The organism is Xanthomonas sp. WHRI 7064 (assembly GCF_040202355.2).
Taxonomy (GTDB): Bacteria; Pseudomonadota; Gammaproteobacteria; order Xanthomonadales; family Xanthomonadaceae; genus Xanthomonas; species Xanthomonas arboricola.
This window is the reverse complement of record NZ_CP167821.1, coordinates 3451559-3471633: the sequence shown is the minus strand read 5'-3', so window position 1 is coordinate 3471633 and position 20075 is coordinate 3451559. Positions and strand designations below refer to the sequence as shown.

Genomic DNA, 20075 nt, shown 5'->3' with positions numbered 1-20075 from the left:
GGGTCTTGCGCTCAACCTTCCAGTGCAGCGAGCACCTCTGCATGCAGCTGCTCGGCGCCGCTTTCGGTATTGAAGCGTGCAAAGATTTCCTCGCCGGAGAGCAGGCCGACCCGGACCGAGTGGCAATACGAGCCGAAGTTTTCGCCTGCGTTGAAGGGATCGCTGATGACGGAGATATGGTTGAGGCGGACCCGGGTGGTGCCGAACTTGATGAACATCTGCAATCTCCTGTGTGAGCGCCCAGTTTCCCATGTTGTCGGGCGGTGCAGAAGCCGGCCTCACGCATCCATCGACCCAGCACGTACACTGCCGTGCCCTGAAACCGAGCTCGCCCGATGTCCGATCCGATCCGTCTCGACAAATGCGTGGCCGCGCTGTTCGGCTGCTCGCGTGGCGAGGCGCAGCAATACATCGAAGGCGGCTGGGTCAGTGTGGACGGGGCCGTGGTCGAAGAGCCGCAAGCCTTGGCCACTGCAGCGCAGGTGACGCTGGCGGAAGACGCAGTGCTCGCAGCTGCCGAGCCTGCCACGCTGCTGCTGCACAAACCGGCAGGCATGAGTGCCGAGGCGGCGCTGGCACTGGCCACGCCGGCAACGCGCAGCGCACTGGACCAGCTCGAGATGCGTCTGCTGAAGCGGCACTTCCTGCGCTTGAACGCGCCGCTGCCGCTGGAGGAAGAGGCGAGCGGCTTGCTGGTGCTGAGCCAGGACGGCCGCGTGCTGCGCAGGCTCAGTGCCGATGCGACCTCGATCGAACAGGAATTTCTGGTGGAGGTGCGTGGTGAGCTGCGCCCGTATGGCATGGCGCGGCTTGCGCATGGCCTGGTGTATCAGCAGCGCAGCCTGTCGCCGTGCAAGGTGAGCTGGCAGAACGAAGAGCGCTTGCGGTTTGCGATCAAGCACGTGCAACCCGGCCAGCTGCGTTACATGTGCGGTGAGGTGGGGCTGGAGGTGGTCAGCATCCGGCGCCTGCGCGTGGGCCGTGTGTCGCTGGGCAAGCTGGCCATCGGTGAATGGCGCTATCTGCCGACGGGCGAGCGGTTCTGATTGGCGTCGGTTTCCTGCGCGCCTGGTCGCAACGCGGTCGTCTGCCGATGCTGGTGACGCGGTATGTGCATCAAATGCCGTGCGGCCTCAACGCAGCGATATCGCTGCGGGGGGCCTTGCGGTCCAGACAGCTTCCGCACTGGTGCGCTGTTACGCGGGAAGTAGTGCTTGTTAGCCATGCCATGCCAGGCAGAGGCCGGCCTGGACCGGCGCTTGGCATCAGCAACTCAGTGCGCATCAAGCGCAGGCTATGTGGCATCCCGATGTCTGGCGCACCTCCTGTGTTGCTTACTTCTTGTTGCGCTTCTTCTTGGCGCGCGTCACCAGCCAGAACACCACAGCGATCACGCCGATAACCAAAATGACGAAGGCCGGTGACAGAAACGAATTGTCGCCCATGAGAATTTCCTGAAAGTCTTCGCAGCCAAGTGCTGCACTGACATCAGCCTAGCGAGCGGCCTGCTTGATGGCGTGAAATACGCTGCATTCGTCCCTCGCAGCAGCGGTGCATCGGCATTCGCGCAAGAGCACGCTACAGCTGCGAGCGCGCTTGCTGGGCATCTGCCTGCCGGCGCTGCCGTGGTAATACCGGCGCACTGCCGCTGTGCTGGCGGCAACGGCAAGCCGATAAGTCTCAAGCCACAAGCGCATAAGCAGCAGCGTTTGGAGATCGCTATGTCCTTGATCAATTCAATGCGCAGACAAGGCCAGCGCGTGACTCAGCCACAACCAGCATCAGCACGGATCGAGCTGCAGGTTGGAGAGTTTCGTAGCGTTGGAGTTTGGACACACGAGCCGGAGTGTCATCAAGCGGTTCGGCTGCAAACTCAGTTGAGCCGTCTGCGCTTGCGCACGAATGCCTTCTTCTTCCGAGAAAGCGCGTGTAGCCAAGCTAGCGGACGACCAATCAACCACGACGTGGTGCGTCTCACCCGTGCCGGCAATGTTCCGGCAGGGGCGTGCTCAGCGCCTCGCGAGTTGAGCGGCCCAACAGGCCTCGCGTCCGGTGGCTGCAGTCTAAATGAGGTGCGCATCACGTAAATCGGGGCCGCGCCGACAGTCTGTCGGGACGTTTCCGACAATTGTCGTCCCATCGGGATGCGTCCATCCGTACCCGAGCCTGGTCACATCACCGAAGGTCGAGCTGCAGCGGAAGCCGGCATATCGATCTGCGCCGCGCCGCTGCCCTTATGCGACCGGGGTAGGGAGCACCCGATGCTTGGCCATCACGCTGCGGATCGCGCTCAGCAGCTGCTCGGGGGTATAGGGCTTTTCGAGGAAGGCCACGCCGTCCGGCAGGATCTCTTCCACATACTCGACCGCCAGGCCGGAGGTCAGCAGCACCGGCAGGTTGTAGGGCGCGTGCGCCGTCTTGAGCGCCAGGTCCACGCCGGTCAGACCGCCCGGGAAATGGATGTCGGAAAACAGCACATCGACGCGCGGGTCGCTTTCGATCAGGGTCAGCGCTTCTTCGACCGAGCCTGCGCTACGGCAGGTAAAACCATAGCTTTCCAGCACAAGGCAGCTGAGTTGTCGGGTGCCATCGCCGTCTTCGACGACGAATACAACTGGCCGTTCCTTGTTCTGTGACATGAGCACGTCTCGTAAGGCAGGCCACATTCTCAGCGATGCGGCAGTGAACCCTCTGTCAACGCAGACGGAGCCGTACGGTTACCAACCGAACGGGCCAGGGCCGTAGCCGCCGGGGCCGTAGCGCGGCCCGAACAGCGCGCCTTCGCCGCGTCCGACGCTGATGCTGACGCCGATCTGGTGCGCCTTGCCGTCGTCGTCGTAATAGGTCTTGCAGGAATTCAGGTTGACGGCCTGCCAGTTGCTGTTGCCGCCGCGGTTGGAATAGCCCATGCCGGTTTCGACCGCGCCATGCAGCTTGCCCTGGCATTGTTCGGCGCGTTCGGCGGCGAGCGAGGCCGCGCTGGGGCGGGTCAACGCAGGCTTGGGGCCGCTCTTGTCGCCGTAGAAGGTGCCCGGCGGGTCGGTGCTGTATTCGGGGTCGGAGCGGTACTGCACCGGGGCTTGCGGAACGCTCAGGTCCAGCGACCGCGCCGACCCCGGCTCGGCACTGCTCTCGCCGGCCTGGGCGAGTGCGCTGCCGGCGGCAAACAGAGTGGCCAGAAGAAGCAGGCTGCGTTTCATGGGTGGACTCTACTCAAGAGGGACTGACAGCGCGTGCCAGATCGCCTTGTGAAACTAGCAACGGCTGATTGAATGCGCGCTGTCGATTCTGCGGATTTTTGTGCCAGCGCCGCCACTGCGATGACACATGCCGTTGCATCAGCCCTGCTCGCGCACGATCTCGATCAGTTGCGCGCCATAGCGGGCCAGTTTGCCGCCACCGATACCGCCGACACGCGACAGTGCATCGATGCTGGTCGGCCGCTGTTCGGCGATATTGCGCAGCGTGCTGTCATGGAAGATCACGAAGGCCGGCACATTCTGCTCCTTGGCCAGCTCCGCGCGCAGGCCGCGCAAGGCATTGAACAGCACCAGATCCTGCGGCTGCACCGGCAGGCCGGTCCGCTGCGCGCTGCGCTCGCGCCCGGCAGCCGGGTTCTCGCGCCGCATCATCACCTGGCGCTCGCCCTTGAGCACCTGGCGGCTGGCATCGGTCAGGCGCAGCCCGCCGTGGCCCTCGCTGTCGACCTCCAGCAGGCTGGCCGCCACCAGCTGGCGGAACACCCCGCGCCAGGTGCGCTCGTCCAGGTCGCGGCCGATGCCGTAGGTGCTCAGCTGGTCGTGGCCGAGCTGCTTGATGCGCTCGTTCTCGCTGCCGCGCAGGATGTCGATCAGGTGGCCGACACCGAAGCGCTGCCCGCTGCGGTACACGCAACTGAGCGCCTTCTGCGAGGCCACGGTGGCGTCCCAGGCGGCGGCAGGCGTCAGGCAGTTGTCGCAGTTGCCGCAGGGCTTGGGATAGGTCTCGCCGAAGCCGGCCAGCAGCACCTGGCGGCGGCATTGCATCGATTCGCAGTAGCCGAGCAGGTGATCGAGCTTGGCGCGCTCCAGCCGCTTGCGCTCCTCGGCCGCTTCGCCCTGTTCGATCATCTGCTTGAGCAGCACCACATCGCCCAGACCATAGCAGAGCCAGGCCTCGGCGGGGTCGCCATCGCGGCCGGCGCGGCCGGTTTCCTGGTAGTAGCCTTCCAGCGATTTTGGCAGATCCACATGCGCCACGAAGCGCACGTCCGGCTTGTCGATACCCATGCCGAAGGCGATCGTGGCGGTCATGATGATGCCGTCCTCGCGCAGGAAGCGGCGCTGGTTTTCCGCGCGCACCTCGGCCGGCAGGCCGGCATGGTAGGGCAGGGCGTTGAAGCCCTGCGAGCACAGATACTGCGCGGTCTCCTCGACCTTGCGCCGCGACATCGCATAGACGATGCCGGCCGAGCCGCGGTGGCGGCCCAGAAACTCCTGCAGCTGCTTGCGCGCGTTGTCCTTCTGCACCACGGTGTAACGGATGTTGGGGCGGTCGAAGGAGCTGACGAAGTGGCGCGCGTCGACCAGGTCCAGGCGTTCGGCGATCTCGCGCTGGGTCGGCGGATCGGCAGTGGCGGTCAGCGCCATGCGCGGGATGTGCGGCCAGCGTTCGTGCAGCACCGTGAGCTGGCGGTATTCGGGACGGAAATCGTGGCCCCATTGCGAAACGCAATGCGCCTCGTCGATGGCGAACAGTGCGATGCGGCTGCGTTCCAGCAAGGACAGGAAGCGCGGGTTCAGCAGGCGCTCCGGGGCGACGTAGAGCAGGTCCAGATCGCCCGACAGCAGGGCGCGTTCGACCCGCTGGGCGTTCTCCGCGTCCAGGGTGGAATTGAGGAATTCGGCGCGCACGCCGAGCTGGCGCAAGGCCTCGACCTGGTCCTGCATCAGCGCGATCAGCGGCGAGACCACAATGCCGATGCCGTCGCGTAACAGCGCCGGCACTTGATAGCACAGCGACTTGCCGCCACCGGTGGGCATCAGCACCAGGGCATCGTTACCCGCAGCGACGTGTTCGACAATGGCTTGCTGTGGGCCGCGGAAGTCGTCGTAACCGAAGACGCGGCTGAGCAGTTCGTGGGCGGGGGAAGACATCCGTCTAGGATACCGCGCGGGTCAAGCCCTGGTCGGTGTCAGGCTGACGCTGTTGCGCAATGCTGCGTCGGGGATTGCCGCGATGTGGTGGGTGTGCCTGCGAGTGCTGATGCGGACGTTGCTGGATATGGGGCGTGCGGCGTGGGAAATTGCCGGTGGCCGAGCGTTGCTCGAGGCGACTGGAGCTTCGCTCCGTACGCTCACCCCAAGCCCCGCTCCGCGCCCCGGCCCGCGCTTTCGGCGCGAGCACTCCAAAGCACGCGCGCCCATGGCGCGCCAGCTGTGCTCCTCGCTCCAAGGGGCGAGGGGCTCTGTGTCTAACTTATGGAGCAGGGGCCCAAGGTTTCGGCGCAGCGAAACCTTGGGCAAACCCGCGGGGGTGAAGCCCAGGGGGTTACTGCAGCAACGAACGCAGCATCCAGGCGTACTTCTCGTGGGTCTGCAGGCGCTGGGTCAGCAGGTCCACGGTCGGGTCGTCGCCGGCGTCGTCGGCGGTGCCCAGCACCTTGCGTGCGGTGCGGCAGACCGCTTCGTTGCCGCTGACCAGCTGGCGCACCATTTCACGCCAGTCGGCGCTGTCGCTCAGCCCCTGTTCTTCCGGGATCGAGGTCAGGGCGACGAACTCGCTGTACGAGCCCGGTGCGTTGTAGCCCAGGGCACGGATGCGCTCGGCCACTTCGTCCAGCGCGGCCCACTGCTCGGTGTACTGGGTCTCGAACATGGTGTGCAGCGAGTTGAACATCGACCCGGTGACATTCCAGTGGAAGTTGTGGGTCTTCAGATACAAGGTGAAGGCGTCAGCCATGTAGCGGGCCAGACCGTCGGAGATCTGCTTGCGATCGCTGTCCTTGATCCCGATATCGATGTGTGGTGCCGATGCTGCGGCGACCGGCAGTGCGTCCAATGCTTCATTGATGACGACGGGCTTGTTGGCGTTCTTTTTCTTGGACATGTGGATGGTCCTCCTGAGGAAACTGATATCGGGTCACAATAGACAGGCTAAAGGATCTCTTGTCATTCAATCTTTCACATTTTTCCATCAATGAGCGCTATCGACACCGACCTTGCCAACACCTTGCGTGAGCGCCGCCGCGCCGTCGATGGCGCGATGAGCCGCGACCGTGGCCGGCTGCTCGGTCTATGGTCGCGCTGGCAAGGCAAGCCCGGCAACCCGCAGGTGCGCGAGGCCTTCGAGCAGGCGCTGGCGGCGTCGCAGGCGCAACGTCAGGCGCGCGCCGAGCAGCAGCCGGCCATCACACTCGATGAGCAACTGCCGATCGCGCGCGAGGCCGAGCGCATCATCGCGCTGATCCGTGACCATCAAGTGGTTGTCATCGCCGGCGAAACCGGCTCGGGCAAGACCACCCAGCTGCCCAAGCTGTGTCTGGCGGCCGGGCGCGGTGCGGCCGGCATGATCGGCTGCACCCAGCCACGCCGGATCGCCGCGCGCGCGGTGGCGGCGCGCGTGGCCGAGGAGCTGAAGACGCCGTTGGGCACCACGGTGGGCTTCCAGGTGCGCTTCACCGACCGGGTCGGCGAGCAGTCGCGGATCAAGTTCATGACCGACGGCATCCTGCTGGCCGAGATCGCCAGCGACCGCTGGTTGTCGGCCTACGACACCATCATCGTGGACGAAGCGCACGAACGCAGCCTCAACATCGATTTTTTGCTGGGCTATCTCAAGCAGTTGCTGCAAAAGCGCTCCGATCTCAAGTTGATTGTCACCTCGGCCACCATCGATACCGAGCGCTTTGCGCAGCATTTCGACAATGCGCCGGTGATCGATGTGGAAGGCCGCACCTTCCCGGTCGAAGTGCGCTACCGGCCGCTCGAAGGCGAGGCCGGCGACACTGACGACGGCGAGCGTGGCAATGGCCGCGATGGCGAACGCACCGTCAACGATGCGATCGTGGCGGCGATCGACGAGATCACCCGCATCGATCCGCGTGGCGACGTGCTGATGTTCCTGCCCGGCGAGCGCGAGATCCGCGATGCGCACCAGTCGCTGGAACGGCGCAAGTACCGCGAAACCGAAGTGGTGCCGCTGTACGCGCGGCTGTCGGCGGCCGACCAGGACCGCGTGTTCAACCCGGGGCCGCGTCGGCGCCTGGTGCTGGCCACCAATGTGGCCGAAACCTCGCTGACGGTGCCGCGCATCCGTTACGTGGTGGACCCGGGTTTTGCGCGGATCAAGCGCTACAGCCCGCGCCAGAAGCTGGACCGGCTGCATATCGAGCCGATCTCGCAGGCCAGCGCCAACCAGCGCATGGGCCGCTGCGGGCGCATTGCCGAGGGCATCTGCTACCGCCTGTATGCCGAAGCGGACTTTGCCGCGCGGCCTGCATTCACCGATCCGGAAATCCGTCGCTCGTCGCTGTCGGGCGTGATCCTGCGCATGCTGCAACTGGGGCTGGGGCGGATCGAGGATTTCCCGTTCCTGGAAGCGCCGGACGAGCGTGCGGTCGCCGATGGCTGGCAGCAGTTGCTGGAGCTGGGCGCGATCGACGGCAACCGCCGCCTGACCGCGACCGGCCGCCAGATGGCGCGCCTGCCGGTGGACGTCAAGCTGGCGCGCATGCTGGTGGCCGCGCAACAGCACGGCTGCCTGCGCGAGATGATCATCATCGCCGCCTTCCTGGGCATCCAGGATCCGCGCGAGCGCCCGCCCGAGGCACGCGAAGCGGCCGACAACGCGCATACGTTGTTTGCCGATGCACGCTCGGAATTCGTCGGCATCCTGCGCTTGTGGGAGGCCTACCGACAGGTGCACGAAGATCTCACCCAGTCCAAGCTGCGCGACTGGTGTAACCGGCATTTTCTCGGCTTCCTGCGCATGCGCGAATGGCGTGAGCTGCATCGGCAGCTGCGCCTGTTGTGCGAAGAGCTGGGTTGGAGCGAAGAGCCGGCCACCGCGATGCTGGCGCCACTGCTGGCCGGTGCCAGCGCGCCTGCGCGCGAGGATGGGCACAACGCCAACCGGCCCACGCGCGGGCAGCTGCATCGCGCTGCGCGGCTGGCACGCGAAGGCAAGCCGGATCCGAACGCGCCACCTGCACAATCCACCTCTGCCGCTGCCGCCAAACAGGCCGAAGCGGCCGAAGCCACGGCACGCACCAGCGAGCGCGAACGTGCAGCGGCGTATCAGGCCCTGCACCGCGCGCTGCTGGCCGGCCTGCCCACGCAGATCGGCCATCGCACCGAAAAAGGCGACTTTCTCGCGGCGCGGCAACGCCGGTTCGTGCCGTTCCCCGGCTCGGCATTGGCACGCAAGCCGCCGCCGTGGATTCTGGCGGCTACGCTGCTGGACACGCAAAAAGTCTGGGGCATGACCAATGCCGCGATCGAGCCGGACTGGGCGATCGCCGAGCTGGGGCATCTGCTGGCACGCAAGCATTTCGACCCGCATTGGTCGCGTGCGCAGGGGCAGGTGGTGGCGTCCGAACAGATCAGCCTGTTCGGCCTGGTGCTGGCGCCGAAGAAGCCGGTCCATTTCGGCAAGATCGACCCGGCCGGCGCGCATGACCTGTTCGTACGCCAGGGCCTGGTCACGGGCGAGATCAATACGCGTGCGGCGTTCATCGCCGACAACCTCAAAGTGCTGGAGCAGGCGCGCGAAGAAGAAGCCAAGCTGCGCCGCGCCGGCATCGTGGCCGACGAGGACTGGCAGGCGCGCTGGTATCTGGACCGTATCCCGGCCGAACTGCATTCGGCCAGCGGGCTGGATGCGTGGTGGAAAACCCTGCCGCCGGACAAGCGCCGCAGCCTGCACTGGAGCTTGAACGACCTGTTGCCGGGCGAAGGCAGCGAGGCCGATCGTTTTCCGAAGTATTTCCCGCTGGGCGATGCGCGGTTGCCGCTGCATTACCGCTTCGAGCCGGGCGCCATCGATGACGGCGTGACGCTGGACGTGCCGCTGCACCTGCTCAACGCGCTGGATCCGGCGCGGCTGTCGTGGCTGGCGCCGGGCTTCGTTGCCGACAAGGCATCGGCCTTGATCCGCAGCCTGCCCAAGGCGCAGCGGCGCAACTATGTGCCGGCCCCGGATTTCGGGCGCGCGTTCTACGAGGCCTACAGCATCGCCTCGGCCGACGACATCCGCGGCGAGCTGGCGCGCTTTCTGACCAAGACCACCGGCACGCAGGTGGCGGCGCTGGATTTCGACGAAGAGTCGCTGGACACGCATCTGCTGATGAACCTGCGCCTGCGCGATGACGACGGCAAGGTGCTGGCCGAGTCGCGCGATCTGGATGGATTGCGCGCCCGCTTTGGCGAGCGTGCCGGCCAGGCCTTCGCCGCGCGTGCAGGGCGCGCGCTGGCTGCCGAGGGCTTGCGCGATTTTCCGTCCACGCCGATTCCCGAACAGGTTGCCGGCGAAGCCGGCGTGCCGGCCTATCCGGCGCTGGTGGATCAGGGCGAAGACGCGGCGTTGCGTATCTTTGCCGACCGCAACGAGGCGGCGCAGGCGCATCCGCGCGGCGTGCGCCGGCTGCTGGAAATCGCGCTGGCCGACAAGATCAGGCAGGCGCGCAAGCAGTTGCCGGTGTCGCCCAAGACTGGCCTGCTGTACGCGGCGATCGAGTCGCAGGAGCGCCTGCGCGGCGATCTGGTCGATGCCGCGCTCAACGCGGTGCTGGCCGATGGCCTGGGCGCGATCCGCGACCCCGGTGCCTTTGCGCAGCGCCGCGACGAGGCGATCAAGCGCCTGTTCGGCGAGGCGATGGAGCGGCTGAAGCTGGCCGAAAGCATTCTCGCCGCGGTGGCCGAGCTCAAGCCCCTGCTGGAAGCGCCGTTGATGGGCTGGGCGCGTGGCAACCTGGACGATATGGAGCAGCAGCTGCGTGCGCTGGTGCACGCCGGCTTCCTGCGCGAAACACCGGCCGAGGCGCTGGCCAATTACCCGCGCTATCTCAAGGCGATGATCCTGCGGACCGAGCGCGCCAAACGCGATCCGGCCCGCGACCAGGCGCGCATGCTCGAACTCAAGCCGTTCGTGGATGCATTGGACCAGGCGGCTGCGCGCGGTCTGCAGCAACGTGATGAATGGCAGTCGCTACGCTGGGACCTGGAGGAATTGCGCGTGTCGGTATTCGCGCAGGAGCTGGGTGCCAAATCGGGCGTGTCGGCGAAGAAGCTGTCGCAGCGGGTGGCCGCGTTGCGCAACTGACTGGAGCCGGAGGCGCTGGTGACGACGGCTTGCCGCCATCGCCAGCGCCACGGCGTTGTGTCGGCGCTGGTCCTGCCACCGACTGGCCACTCAGGCCGAGCACTGCGCTTTGAGCGGTGAACGCAACCCAGCGCGCAGTGGTCAGCTGGGCATGGGCGATGCGCGGAACCGGCGTGTACGCTCGGTACATGCCGGTTGCGGGCACCGGCCGCAACGCCTGGCGGTGCGCGCCGTCCTGTTGCCAGCCGTTGTCAGAACTTCATGTGCAGGCTCGCCATGTAGCGGCGCCCGCTGCTGTAGCGACCGGCCAGATGGTCGGTGTCGCCGAGATACTGCAGGTATTGCTCGTCCAGCAGGTTCTGCGCGTCGATCTGCAGCGACCAGTTCGGGCTGAACGCATAGCCGATGCTCGCGCCGAGTTCGGCGTAGTCATCCACGCTTGCCGGCGCGGCGCCGGCCACGTAACCGCCGGCCAGATAGCTGTCGCGCCAGTTGTAGGTCAGCCGTGCGTTGAGCGGGCCTTTTTCGTAGTACGGGCTGACTGCCACGCTGTTGCGCGACTGGTAGGGCAGGGCATCGCCGGTGTTGTTTTCGCCATTGGCGTAGGTGTAGTTGGCGGTCAAACCAAAGCCGCTGTCGCCGAACGGCTGCTGGAACGCGATGTTGAAGCCCTTGACCTTGCCATCGCCGGCGTTGCGTGGCCGCTGGATGCTGTAATCGCAATAACCATCTGCGCTGCAGCCGTTGCTGCCGAGCAACTGCGCCCAGCTCTGCGGCGCGGTATCGCGCAGCGCGTTGTACTGGCGCTCCACGCTGGCGCTGGTGTCGATGTAGTTGTCGATCTTCTTGTAGAACAGCGACCACGCCACCACCGACTGCTGGGCGAAGTAATACTCGGCCGACAGGTTGAAGTTCCAGGATTCGTACGGCGACAGCTCGGCATTGCCGCCGCTGCCGGTCAGCGTGGTGTCGTTGAGGAAGGTGTTGTTGACCATCTGGTTGTACGGTGCCCAGGCGATCACCTTGGCTGCGGCAAAGCGGAACACCCAATCGTCGGCCGCCTCGTAGGACAGCGTGAGCGAAGGCAGCAGGAAATCCTCCTTGCGCGTGCGGGTCTGCCACAGGTTGTCGGCGTTCTGCAGTGTGGGCGTGCCGCTGTAGACGAAGCCGCTGCCCTCGGTCTTCGAATCGACATAACGCAGCCCGAGATTGCCGCGCAGGCCGCCGCCGGAGAAATTCAACTGGGCATAGGCGGCGTTGTTGGTCTGCTGCAGCGCCCAGGTGTTGTTGAGGTAGCTGGCCGGATCCGGCGCGCCGTAGTCGACCGGGCTGTTGCGGATCCAGTTCAGCACGTTGTTGCGGCCTGCCTGCACATGCCGGCCGTGGTCCGGATAGAAATCCTGCAGATCGGTCAGCCCGATCGTGCCTACATCGGCCAGCGTGCCCGGCGTCACGCCGCCATAGACGTTGAGCTCGAAGCGCTCCTCATGCTTGCCATGGCGCACGCCCAGCAGCAGTTGGTTGAACACGCTGTCGAACTGCAGATTCAGATCGAGTTGGCCGTAGGTGTCCTTGCTCTCGGTTGAAAAGATGCCGTTATTGCCGAACCAGCCGCCGGCCGAGCCCCAGTTGGCCGGATCGCGCGCACGCGTCGGATCGTCGAAACGGATGCCGCGCCGCGTGTCCCAGCTGAAGCCGCCGTTGTAGAACGGCTCGATGAAATACTGCGACAGGTCCTTGTTCTCGGATCTGCTTTGGCCCACCTGCCCATTCAATCCCCAGCCATCGCCGCGGAATGCGCCGCGCAGGTCCAGGCCCTTGGTGGTGACTTCCGATTCGCGCACGTTGTTGTCGTAGATCACGGTGCCGCCGAGCGGGTCGGCATTGGCGCCGGAATGCCCGCTGGTCACCACACCGTTGCGCAGGCCGCCGAGTTGGTCCACCGCCGCCACCGTGCCGGCATTCCAGGTCAAAAAGCTGTACATCGACTGGTTGTAGTTGTCGAAGTTCTCGTTGATGTACAGGCCGCTGAGGTTGAATTCCAGCGCCTGGCTGGGCTTGAGCTGCAGGTTGACCACTGCGCTGTCGCGCTCGCGATCCTGCTGGAACCAGGCCGCGTTGATCGAGTTGGGCACGTCTGCATCGGCGGGCACGCCGCCCGCGGCGTTGGCGAAGGTGCTGGCCGGCGCATAGCCGAACACTTCCATACCGCGACGATCGACACGTTCTTCGTAATGCTGCGCCGACACCGCGATGCCGAAGGTGTCGGCCGCGTTCTTCCAGCTATATAGCAGCGCCGCGTTCGGTTTGCCTTCGCTGGCCTGCGCGCTGTAGCTGTAGCCGATGGAGGCGGCCACCTCGTTGACGTCCAGGTCCAGCGGTTGCCGGGTGTGCATCAACACGGTGCCGCCCAGGCTGCCTTCGGTCAGGCGTGCTTCGGAGGATTTGAGGATTTCCGCGCGGCCCAGGATCTGCGGCGCCAGCAAGGTGTAGTCGAATCCGCGGCTGGGTTGCTCGCCGTAGAGCCAGATCGCCTGCGCCACCGGATGGCCGTCCAGGAAGGACAGATTGAGGCTGGGGTCGGTGCCGTCGATGCTGACGCGCTCGCCCTGGCCAAAGCGCCGGTCCAGGGTGACGCCGGGAATCTGCGACAGCGCCTCGGCCACGTTGGTGCTTGGAAACTTGCCGATGTCTTCGGCGGTGATGGCTTCGGAAATGCCGGCGTTGTTGCGTTTGGTGTCGAGCGATTTTTCCAGGCTGGCACGGATGCCGACTACCTGCACGGCATCCAGATCGGTGGCCTGGTCGACCGCGTCCTGGGCTTGCGCAGCGAATGCCAGCGACAACGCGATCGCGCTGGACAGCAGGGTGGTGCTGTATTTCATGATGTCTCTCCTCATCACGCACAGGGATGGACGGCGGGCTGCTGCTCGCCGGATGCGGGGTCTTGCAGACGCGCGCCCGGGACCGAGCGCGTGGTGGATCGCTTACGTCAGGTCAGCGTGGTGTTGCAGATACCAGTTGGCCGCGCCGAGCACGCCCAGTTGCCCGTGCTCGACCAGCTTGACCGGAATGCGTTCGAGCATCGCGCGCATGCGTCCCTTGGCCAGAAAACGCTCGCGAAAACGGCTGTTCTGCAGGAACGGCCCGATCGTCGGCAAAAAGCCGCCGGCCAGATAGATACCGCCGGCGGCGCCATAGGCCAGCGCCATGTCGCCGACCGCGCTGCCCAGGATGGCGCAAAAGACCTGCAGGCAATCGCGTGCCAATGCATCGTCTTCGTGCAGCGCGGCATGCGTGATTGCGGCCGGCAGCCGATGGCGGGGCGTGGCGCCCTGCAGTTCGCACAGGGCGTTGTACAGATGCAGCAGGCCGGGCCCGGACAGCACATGTTCGAGCGGCAGATAGCGCTCGCCACGCAGCAGGATCCGCAGCACCTGCAGTTCCATCTCGTCGTTGCTGGCCAGGGCAACCTGGCCGGCTTCGGTGGCGAGCACGATCGCGCGTGGCTTGGCATCGATCCAGACCGCCGCACCCAGCCCGGTGCCGGGACCGACCACCAGGATCGGGCCGCTGGCGCGCGCATGTCGCGGCGTCGGCCCGCTCAGTTGCAGCGCGGCGCGTTGTTCCATCAGCGGTGCGGCGTAGGCCACCGCTTCGAAGTCGTTGACCAGGTGCACGCTGGGCACGGCGAGCGCGGCGCGAATGCGGCCAGGCGAAATCGTCCACGGCAGGTTGTTGCTGATGAAGCTGCCATCGTCCAGCGCGACCCCGGCACTGGCGATCACCACCGCCTCGACGTCGCGCCGTTGCTGCAGGAAGTCGGCAAGGATGGCGTCCAGACTGGCGTGTTCGACGCAGCGGTAGGTGCGGTAATGCGACAGCTCGGTCGCAGCAGTACCTGCCCGCGCGATGTGGCCGACCCGCACATGCGTGCCACCCACGTCGGCTGCGATAAAGCCGGTGGCAATCGGTGTGGTGGGCAAGCCAGAAGCGAGAGCAGAACGCGAAGTCGCAGCCACGTGCAGTCCTTTGGATTCGTCCGAGCGGCCAATGCGATCGGCGAGTAGCGGCCTGTGTAGAAGTTGGTGACAACGATGTCAATGGTTCAGTCGGGTTGGATCGATCTTGCTGGCAGACTCAAGTGCAAAATCGCCCATTTCAGGGCTGTCTGCATGGTCGTGATTGCGCAGTGCGGGAGAGCGCGCACGCCGCATTGCGTCGTCGCAACGGTCGCGTCTGTTGTCGCGATCTGGACGCTGATTGGCGCCGATATCGCTCCGTGGCATCGACATTGGCTTCGGCGGTCGCTACCGCCAGCCTGATTGCGTCAGCGCTCGCGCAGTCGCCGGCTCAGCGCGCAGCCGCCGCAGAGGCAGCGCCCGGCAAGGTGCTGCAGGCCGCACCGTCGGTGAGTGGCGCCTGCGTCGGGTAGTGCTGCTTGCCGAGCACGTAGGTCTGGCTGGTGGCGACGAAGCCGTCCGCGTAGGTGGCCTCGACGAAGTACGCGCTCCAGCCGGCATCGGGAATCTGCACTGGTACCGACACCGTGTTGCCGCGTGCAGGTGTGATCGGCGTGGCGCTGTAACGAATGCCGCAGGCATAGCGGAAATCGCGCGCTGCCGGGTTGCGCGCCTGCCACAGACGCAATTGCGCAGGGCGCTCGGACGACTGGAAGCGGATCTGCGGGTGTTCGCCTGCGTGCAGGGAATCGCGCACCTTTGGCAATGCACGCTGCTGCTGCAGCCGGGTCACGAAGGGCACTAGGCTGTCGACGATGGAGGCGCGGATGCCGTTATGCGCGCTGTTGGGCACCATGCGCAGCGCCTTGCTGCCGGGCAGCGCGTCGTAGAAGAACTGCGTGTTGTCCGGCAGGAAGAAATCGTCGCCGCTGGCATTGACGATGTACTTGGGCACGGCCAGGCGTTTGCGCTGCGGCGTGTGCAGATAACTCAGCGGGTTCTGCAGTTGTACCAGTTGCGCAAATGCCGGCGTGTGCAGCTGCGCGGTGATTCCCTGCCTGGCGTAGGCGCCGAATGCGATCGGCCAGTTGCCGCCATAGGCCCGGGACATGTGCTCGAGCACGGCCGGCAGATTGAGGATGTCGATCACGAACGGCACCACGGCCTCCACGCGCGCATCGGCGATGGTGGCGTGCCAGCTGGCCCAACCACGCTTGGAGGCGCCGGCGAGGATGAAGCGATGAATCTGCAACGGCGCCAATTCGCGTTCGGCCAGGCTCATGGTGCGCGCGATCGCCGCGGCCATTGGTACGTGCAGCGGCATGGTCTTGCGTCGTTGCGGCGACGCCAGGAACAGCGACCAGCTGTAGGCGACGCTGTCGTCTTCGCGGCGCGGCATGCCATCGTTGCGATAGGTCAGTGCCTGGCTGGGCAGATCGCCGAGCGCGATCACCACGGTGCGGCTGCGCCGCGCCAATGCGGCCAGGGCCTCGGGTGGCAATTCGCTGGGCGGTTGTGGCGCGCCGCCATCGGCCGGTTGGCGGGTGCCATTGGTGGAGATCAGCAGCGCACGCGTCGGCAACGCATCTGCCGGGACGTAGATCGCCACATCGTGCTGCCAGCTGGCCGGCTGCACCAGATCCTCCGGCGACCACTGCTGCGAGGTCAGCAGGTAGTCGCGCCTTTCGACACCGTCCACCGTGCGGGTGGCCACGCGCCGGTAGACCAGCGGTTGGCGCTCGATGGCATCGTGATAGCACACCAGCGCCTGGTCGATGCCGACCTCGGGCGCATCGGCGCACTGCTGCGCTGACAGGGTGGTCGCAGTGGCCGCATCTGCAGGCGCAGTGCCTGAGAACCAGGTCAGCGACGCCAGCAACCCCAGGCTGCAACGTGTCATCGAACGCATGCGTGTTCTCCGGGTGGCCTGCTCAGTCTGCGGTGGCGGGCCGGCAATGCCCGGACGCGCTTACTTGACCCGGCGCACCTTGGCCTGCGTGTTGTAGCCCTCGATCTGCAGATACCACACGCCGACCAGACCCGGCTTGATCTTGACCTTGGGGGCCTCCTTACGCACGCCCGACAGCGTCGCAGCGTCGGTCTGTTCCCAGTCCTGGCCATTGGCCAGCGTGTACACGCGCCCCTTCGAAAAGCCCTTGAACTCGCCGACGATGTTGCTCTCGATCGGCTCGTTGCTGCCGAAATCGAAGAAGCCGCGGTTCTTGACGATCACTTCCTGGCGGCCGGCCTCCTTGGCCTGTTCGACCACGACCGCAGCTTCCTTGGCGACCTTGCCCTGCAGCCAGTCGTTGAGCGCGGCCAGTTCGCCGGCATCGAGCTTGTCCAGGCCGGCGGCCTTGAACTGTTCGGCGCTCATCTGCGATTGCAGGTCGCCCTGCACCGCGCGCTGCGCGAGGGCCGGAGCGGCGTTCAAGGCGAGGGTCAGGCAGACCAGCAAGGGAATGCGGCGCGCGAGCGACATGGATGCCATCCGATCAGAAGAGGCGGCTAGTGTAGACGCTAGCCCGCGCCTGCCGCAGCCGGCTACGGTGCGTCGGCGGTTCGTGCGTCTACGCTGGCCGATGCCACGCGTTCGGGACGGCCGGGGCGGCGGTAGACGAACTCCGGCGGCGGTGCGGCGGCCTCGCGTTCGGCGGTGGCGCGTACCTCGGCATGCCGCGGCGAGCGTTCGCAGACCGGGTCCAGCGTGGCGGCATCGCCACTGAGCGCCAGCGCCTGGCAACGGCAGCCGCCCCAGTCGATCTCGTGCTTGGGGCAGCCCTGGCAGACCTCCGGCATCCATGCGGTGCCGCGGAAGCGCACGAAGGCCTCGCCGTTGTTCCAGATGTCGGCCAGCGACCGCTCGCGCAGGTTGTCAAAGCGCATGCCGTCGATGGTTTCGGCCGCATGGCAGGGCAGCACATCGCCGCGCGGGGAGATATTGACGAAGCGCTGGCCCCAGCCACCCATGCATGGCTTGGGCTGGCGGGCGTAGTAATCGGGGGTGACGAAGTCGATCGCCAGACGGTCGCCGAGCTCGCGACGGGCGGTTTCCACCGCGTCAATCGTGGCCATCAGCTGCTCGCGGCTGGGCATCAGCGCGGCGCGATTGCGCAGGCCCCAGCCGTAGTACTGGGTGTGCGCCACTTCGATGCGCTCGGCCTGCCATTCCAGCGCGAGCGCGATCATGCCGGGCACGCGCTCGGCGTTATGGCGATGCAGCACCGCATTGAGCGTCAGCGGCAGGCCGCGCGCGCGCACGGCGGCGGCGAACTCGCGCTTCTTCGCCAGGCTGTTGCGATAGCCGGCGATACGGTCGGCACCGGCCGGGTCGACGTCCTGCACGCTCAGCTGCACATGCTCCAGTCCGGCGGCCTGCAACTGGTCCAGCATCGGCTCGCCGCCGGCCACGCCGGAAGTGATCAGGTTGCTGTACAGCCCGAGCGCGCGCGCATGCGCCACCAGCTCGGGCAGGTCCTTGCGCAGCATCGGCTCGCCGCCGGAAAAGTGCGCCTGCAGCACGCCCATGTCGGCGGCCTGCTGCAGCAGCGAGCGCCAGCCGGAGGTGTCCATTTCCTCGCGCAGCGCCGCCAATGCGATCGGGTTGGAGCAATACGGGCAGGCCAACGGGCAGCGATGGGTCAGCTCCAGCAGCACCGACAGTGGCGGCGGGGCGATGGTCATAGCCGCAGCAGACGCTTCTGATGCAGCGTGGTGGTGAGTTCGATCACATCGACCTCGATATCGGCCGCGTCGGCATCGAATTCGCCCGCCAGTTCCTGCGCGATCTGCGCCAGCGAGCGCGTGCCGTCGTAATGCTGCGCCACCACCAGTGCGATCTCGTCCAGCTCGACCACGCGTTCCGGCGCCAGCAGCACCCATTGGTCACGCGCGCGGTCGTGCTGCAGGCGCACGCCTGCGCGCAGGGCCGGCTGGCTGTCGCGGGTGATGCTGCTCACGCCGCGGCCCGGCTGGCGTCGCGGTCGGGCACGAACGCATCCGGCCACACGATGCCCGGGGCGACGTAGGCCACGTGCAATGCATCCAGCTGCGCCCACAGCACCGAGCACTTGAAGTGCAGCGCGGCCTTGACCAGGGCCTGTTTTTCGACGGTATCGGCATGCTGCTTGACGTAGTCCAGCGCAAAATCCGAATCGCGGGGCGCCTCGGTCAGGCGATGCTCGAAATAGGCCAGCGCTTCGGGCGAGACGAAGTCGTAATGCTTGAGCATGCCGGCCACGCGCCGGCCGATGATGTTGGGGGCGAACAGCTCGGTCAGCGAGGAGGCGATCGCCTCGAGCAGGCTTTTTTCGCGCACGAACTGCAGGTAGGCCTGCACCGCGAAACGGGTGCCCGGCAGCAGCGCACGGCCGGATTCCACCAGCGTGCGCTCCAGGCCGAGCGCGTCGGTCAGGTGCAGCCAACGCGCGATGCCGCCATCGCTGGGACTGTTGCCGTCGTGATCGAGAATGCGTTGCCGCCAGATCCGCCGCAACGCCGGGTCTTCCATGCGCGCCAGGATCGCAGCGTCCTTCAATGGAATGCAGCGTTGGTATTCGAAGCGGTTCAGCGCCCAGGCCTGGATCTGGCCGCGATCGAGCTTGCCCTCGTGCAGGAGCGCGTGGAAAGGATGCTGGTCGTGGTACAGGCGGGCGCCGATGGCGCGCAGGTCCGCTTCCAGCTGGTCCGGGGTGAGCAGGGTGGTCACAGGGTGATCTCCAGGCCGTCGTGCGCGACTTCCCAGCCGCTGGCACGCGCGCTGGCGTACTCCGGCGAGCGGGTATCGAGCACGGGATTGGTGGTGTTGAGATGGATGAAGATCTTGCGCGCCACCTCCAGCGGGGCGAACGCGGCAATCGTGCCGTCGGGGCCGTCGATGCTCATGTGGCCCATGCGCTGGCCGGTCTTCTGGCTGATGCCCAGTTGCACCATTTCGTCGTCGCGCCACAGTGTGCCGTCGAAGAACACCAGTTCGGCGCCTTGCAGGCGCGCGCGCAGTGCATCGGTCATCGCCGCGCAGCCGGGAATGTAATGCACGCGGTGCTGGCCATCGTCGATGGTCAGCCCGAGGGTTTCTTCGTTGGAGCCGGCCAGGTCGCCGCCACTGCGCGATTCCATGAACAGCGGCACCTTGCCGGGTACCGAGAATGGCGTGAGTTGCAGGCCCAGCAGCGACACCGGTGTGTCCAGCGCAAATGGCTGGCGCTGCACGTAGGCGGGATTGACCGCATCGAAGATGGGGTTTTGCGACAGCAGATCCAGCACGCGGCTGCTGGCATGCAGCGAGAACGCCTGGCTCTCGCGCATCGACAGCAATCCGGCGATATGGTCGATCTCGCCGCTGGTCAGCAGCACCGCTTCGATCGGCGAGTGCCGCAAATCGCGCTGCGGCCAGAGTGCGGGCGTTGCAAGAATTTGTTGACGGAAGTCGGGTGAGGCGTTGATCAGGACCCAGCGCTGGCCATCGGCACTGACGGCGATGCTGGCCTGGGTACGACGTTGGGCACCGTCGGCTTGTTGCCATGCCCGCCTGCTGGCGGGTGTGTGGCAATTCCACTGCGGGTGCCCACCGCCGGCCGCCGATCCCAGAACGATGATGCGCATGGAGAACTGTTACCTATCTGCCGGCGATTGCCGGTCATGCATCGGGAGGAGGGGCGGCAGGTGAGCTCAGAATTCGCCGGAGACGTAGCAGTTGATCTCGGCGCCACAGTTGACTTCACGAACGACAGGCTTCTTCCAGGTCTTCATCGGCTACCTCGCAGTTGGTTGGAATGACGTCGCCGCGGCAGGACGCAGCGACAACGCCACTGG

16 protein-coding genes and 1 other RNA gene are annotated in these 20075 nt (G+C 66.1%); 2 read left to right on the top strand and 15 right to left on the bottom strand.

All coding sequences use genetic code 11. The annotated features are described in order from the left end of the window. Positions 1-11: 11 nt before the first annotated feature. Positions 12-218, bottom strand: a complete 207-nt coding sequence (locus ABQY74_RS14880) for a hypothetical protein (RefSeq protein ID WP_016904346.1) — start codon at positions 216-218, stop codon at positions 12-14. A 117-nt stretch (positions 219-335) separates the two neighbouring features. Here ABQY74_RS14880 and ABQY74_RS14875 point away from each other — a divergent pair, with 117 nt between their 5' ends. Beyond that, on the top strand, positions 336-1046 hold the full coding sequence (locus ABQY74_RS14875) for an rRNA pseudouridine synthase (RefSeq protein ID WP_349792027.1): 711 nt from the start codon (positions 336-338) through the stop codon (positions 1044-1046). 1188 nt (positions 1047-2234) lie between these two features. Here the strand turns inward: ABQY74_RS14875 and ABQY74_RS14870 are convergent. From ABQY74_RS14870 to ABQY74_RS14855, 4 genes are all read right to left on the bottom strand, one after another. Beyond that, positions 2235-2639: a response regulator gene (locus ABQY74_RS14870; protein WP_016903708.1), complete on the bottom strand. Its 405-nt coding sequence runs from the start codon at positions 2637-2639 to the stop codon at positions 2235-2237. Between the two features lie 78 nt (positions 2640-2717). Beyond that, entirely contained in the window at positions 2718-3200 is a 483-nt protein-coding gene (locus ABQY74_RS14865; protein WP_016903709.1) for a hypothetical protein, read from the bottom strand. 138 nt (positions 3201-3338) lie between these two features. After that, positions 3339-5135: a DNA helicase RecQ gene (gene recQ / locus ABQY74_RS14860; protein ID WP_349792025.1), complete on the bottom strand. Its 1797-nt coding sequence runs from the start codon at positions 5133-5135 to the stop codon at positions 3339-3341. Positions 5136-5529: 394 nt separating this feature from the next. After that, positions 5530-6087: a Dps family protein gene (locus tag ABQY74_RS14855; RefSeq protein WP_016903711.1), complete on the bottom strand. Its 558-nt coding sequence runs from the start codon at positions 6085-6087 to the stop codon at positions 5530-5532. A gap of 90 nt (positions 6088-6177) precedes the next feature. On the opposite strand from ABQY74_RS14855, the gene hrpA reads away from it, so the two are divergent. Next, positions 6178-10299 (top strand): ATP-dependent RNA helicase HrpA, encoded by a 4122-nt coding sequence (hrpA, locus tag ABQY74_RS14850; RefSeq protein WP_349792023.1) that lies wholly within the window; start codon positions 6178-6180, stop codon positions 10297-10299. A 115-nt stretch (positions 10300-10414) separates the two neighbouring features. Here the strand turns inward: hrpA and ABQY74_RS14845 are convergent. The 10 genes from ABQY74_RS14845 to pqqA form a co-directional block, all read right to left on the bottom strand. After that, positions 10415-10489: non-coding RNA, sX9 sRNA (locus tag ABQY74_RS14845), on the bottom strand. A gap of 61 nt (positions 10490-10550) precedes the next feature. Continuing rightward, a complete protein-coding gene (locus ABQY74_RS14840) occupies positions 10551-13184 on the bottom strand; it encodes a TonB-dependent receptor (RefSeq protein WP_349792021.1) in 2634 nt (877 codons plus the stop codon). A gap of 102 nt (positions 13185-13286) precedes the next feature. Continuing rightward, the gene (locus ABQY74_RS14835) at positions 13287-14321 is read right to left on the bottom strand and encodes a glucokinase family protein (RefSeq protein ID WP_349792019.1); all 1035 of its coding nucleotides are present in this window, start codon (positions 14319-14321) and stop codon (positions 13287-13289) included. Positions 14322-14652: 331 nt separating this feature from the next. Then, positions 14653-16170, bottom strand: coding sequence for a PhoPQ-activated protein PqaA family protein (locus tag ABQY74_RS14830; RefSeq protein ID WP_349792018.1), 1518 nt, complete (start codon positions 16168-16170; stop codon positions 14653-14655). Between the two features lie 60 nt (positions 16171-16230). Next, positions 16231-16743 (bottom strand): hypothetical protein, encoded by a 513-nt coding sequence (locus ABQY74_RS14825; protein WP_016903716.1) that lies wholly within the window; start codon positions 16741-16743, stop codon positions 16231-16233. Between the two features lie 62 nt (positions 16744-16805). Further along, positions 16806-17945 (bottom strand): pyrroloquinoline quinone biosynthesis protein PqqE, encoded by a 1140-nt coding sequence (gene pqqE / locus ABQY74_RS14820; protein ID WP_349792015.1) that lies wholly within the window; start codon positions 17943-17945, stop codon positions 16806-16808. After that, positions 17942-18220 carry a pyrroloquinoline quinone biosynthesis peptide chaperone PqqD gene (pqqD, locus tag ABQY74_RS14815; RefSeq protein WP_349792013.1) on the bottom strand — a complete coding sequence of 93 codons (279 nt, stop codon included), beginning with the start codon at positions 18218-18220 and terminating at the stop codon, positions 17942-17944. Before pqqD ends, pqqE begins: the two co-directional genes overlap by 4 nt. Next, positions 18217-18969, bottom strand: coding sequence for a pyrroloquinoline-quinone synthase PqqC (pqqC, locus tag ABQY74_RS14810; protein WP_349792011.1), 753 nt, complete (start codon positions 18967-18969; stop codon positions 18217-18219). Before pqqC ends, pqqD begins: the two co-directional genes overlap by 4 nt. Continuing rightward, the gene (pqqB, locus tag ABQY74_RS14805; RefSeq protein WP_184456779.1) at positions 18966-19865 is read right to left on the bottom strand and encodes a pyrroloquinoline quinone biosynthesis protein PqqB; all 900 of its coding nucleotides are present in this window, start codon (positions 19863-19865) and stop codon (positions 18966-18968) included. Before pqqB ends, pqqC begins: the two co-directional genes overlap by 4 nt. Before the next feature lie 66 nt (positions 19866-19931). After that, positions 19932-20012, bottom strand: a complete 81-nt coding sequence (gene pqqA / locus ABQY74_RS14800) for a pyrroloquinoline quinone precursor peptide PqqA (RefSeq protein ID WP_002812057.1) — start codon at positions 20010-20012, stop codon at positions 19932-19934. Between the last annotated feature and the right edge of the window lie 63 nt (positions 20013-20075).

Coding starts and splice junctions, on each gene's coding strand:
- ABQY74_RS14870 (WP_016903708.1), bottom strand. CDS start 2,639: ATGTCACAGAACAAGGAACGGCCAGTTGTATTCGTCGTCGAAGACGGC.
- hrpA (WP_349792023.1), top strand. CDS start 6,178: ATGAGCGCTATCGACACCGACCTTGCCAACACCTTGCGTGAGCGCCGC.
- pqqB (WP_184456779.1), bottom strand. CDS start 19,865: ATGCGCATCATCGTTCTGGGATCGGCGGCCGGCGGTGGGCACCCGCAG.
- ABQY74_RS14865 (WP_016903709.1), bottom strand. CDS start 3,200: ATGAAACGCAGCCTGCTTCTTCTGGCCACTCTGTTTGCCGCCGGCAGC.
- ABQY74_RS14855 (WP_016903711.1), bottom strand. CDS start 6,087: ATGTCCAAGAAAAAGAACGCCAACAAGCCCGTCGTCATCAATGAAGCA.
- ABQY74_RS14840 (WP_349792021.1), bottom strand. CDS start 13,184: ATGAAATACAGCACCACCCTGCTGTCCAGCGCGATCGCGTTGTCGCTG.
- ABQY74_RS14875 (WP_349792027.1), top strand. CDS start 336: ATGTCCGATCCGATCCGTCTCGACAAATGCGTGGCCGCGCTGTTCGGC.
- recQ (WP_349792025.1), bottom strand. CDS start 5,135: ATGTCTTCCCCCGCCCACGAACTGCTCAGCCGCGTCTTCGGTTACGAC.
- pqqE (WP_349792015.1), bottom strand. CDS start 17,945: ATGACCATCGCCCCGCCGCCACTGTCGGTGCTGCTGGAGCTGACCCAT.
- ABQY74_RS14880 (WP_016904346.1), bottom strand. CDS start 218: ATGTTCATCAAGTTCGGCACCACCCGGGTCCGCCTCAACCATATCTCC.
- pqqA (WP_002812057.1), bottom strand. CDS start 20,012: ATGAAGACCTGGAAGAAGCCTGTCGTTCGTGAAGTCAACTGTGGCGCC.
- ABQY74_RS14825 (WP_016903716.1), bottom strand. CDS start 16,743: ATGTCGCTCGCGCGCCGCATTCCCTTGCTGGTCTGCCTGACCCTCGCC.
- ABQY74_RS14830 (WP_349792018.1), bottom strand. CDS start 16,170: ATGCGTTCGATGACACGTTGCAGCCTGGGGTTGCTGGCGTCGCTGACC.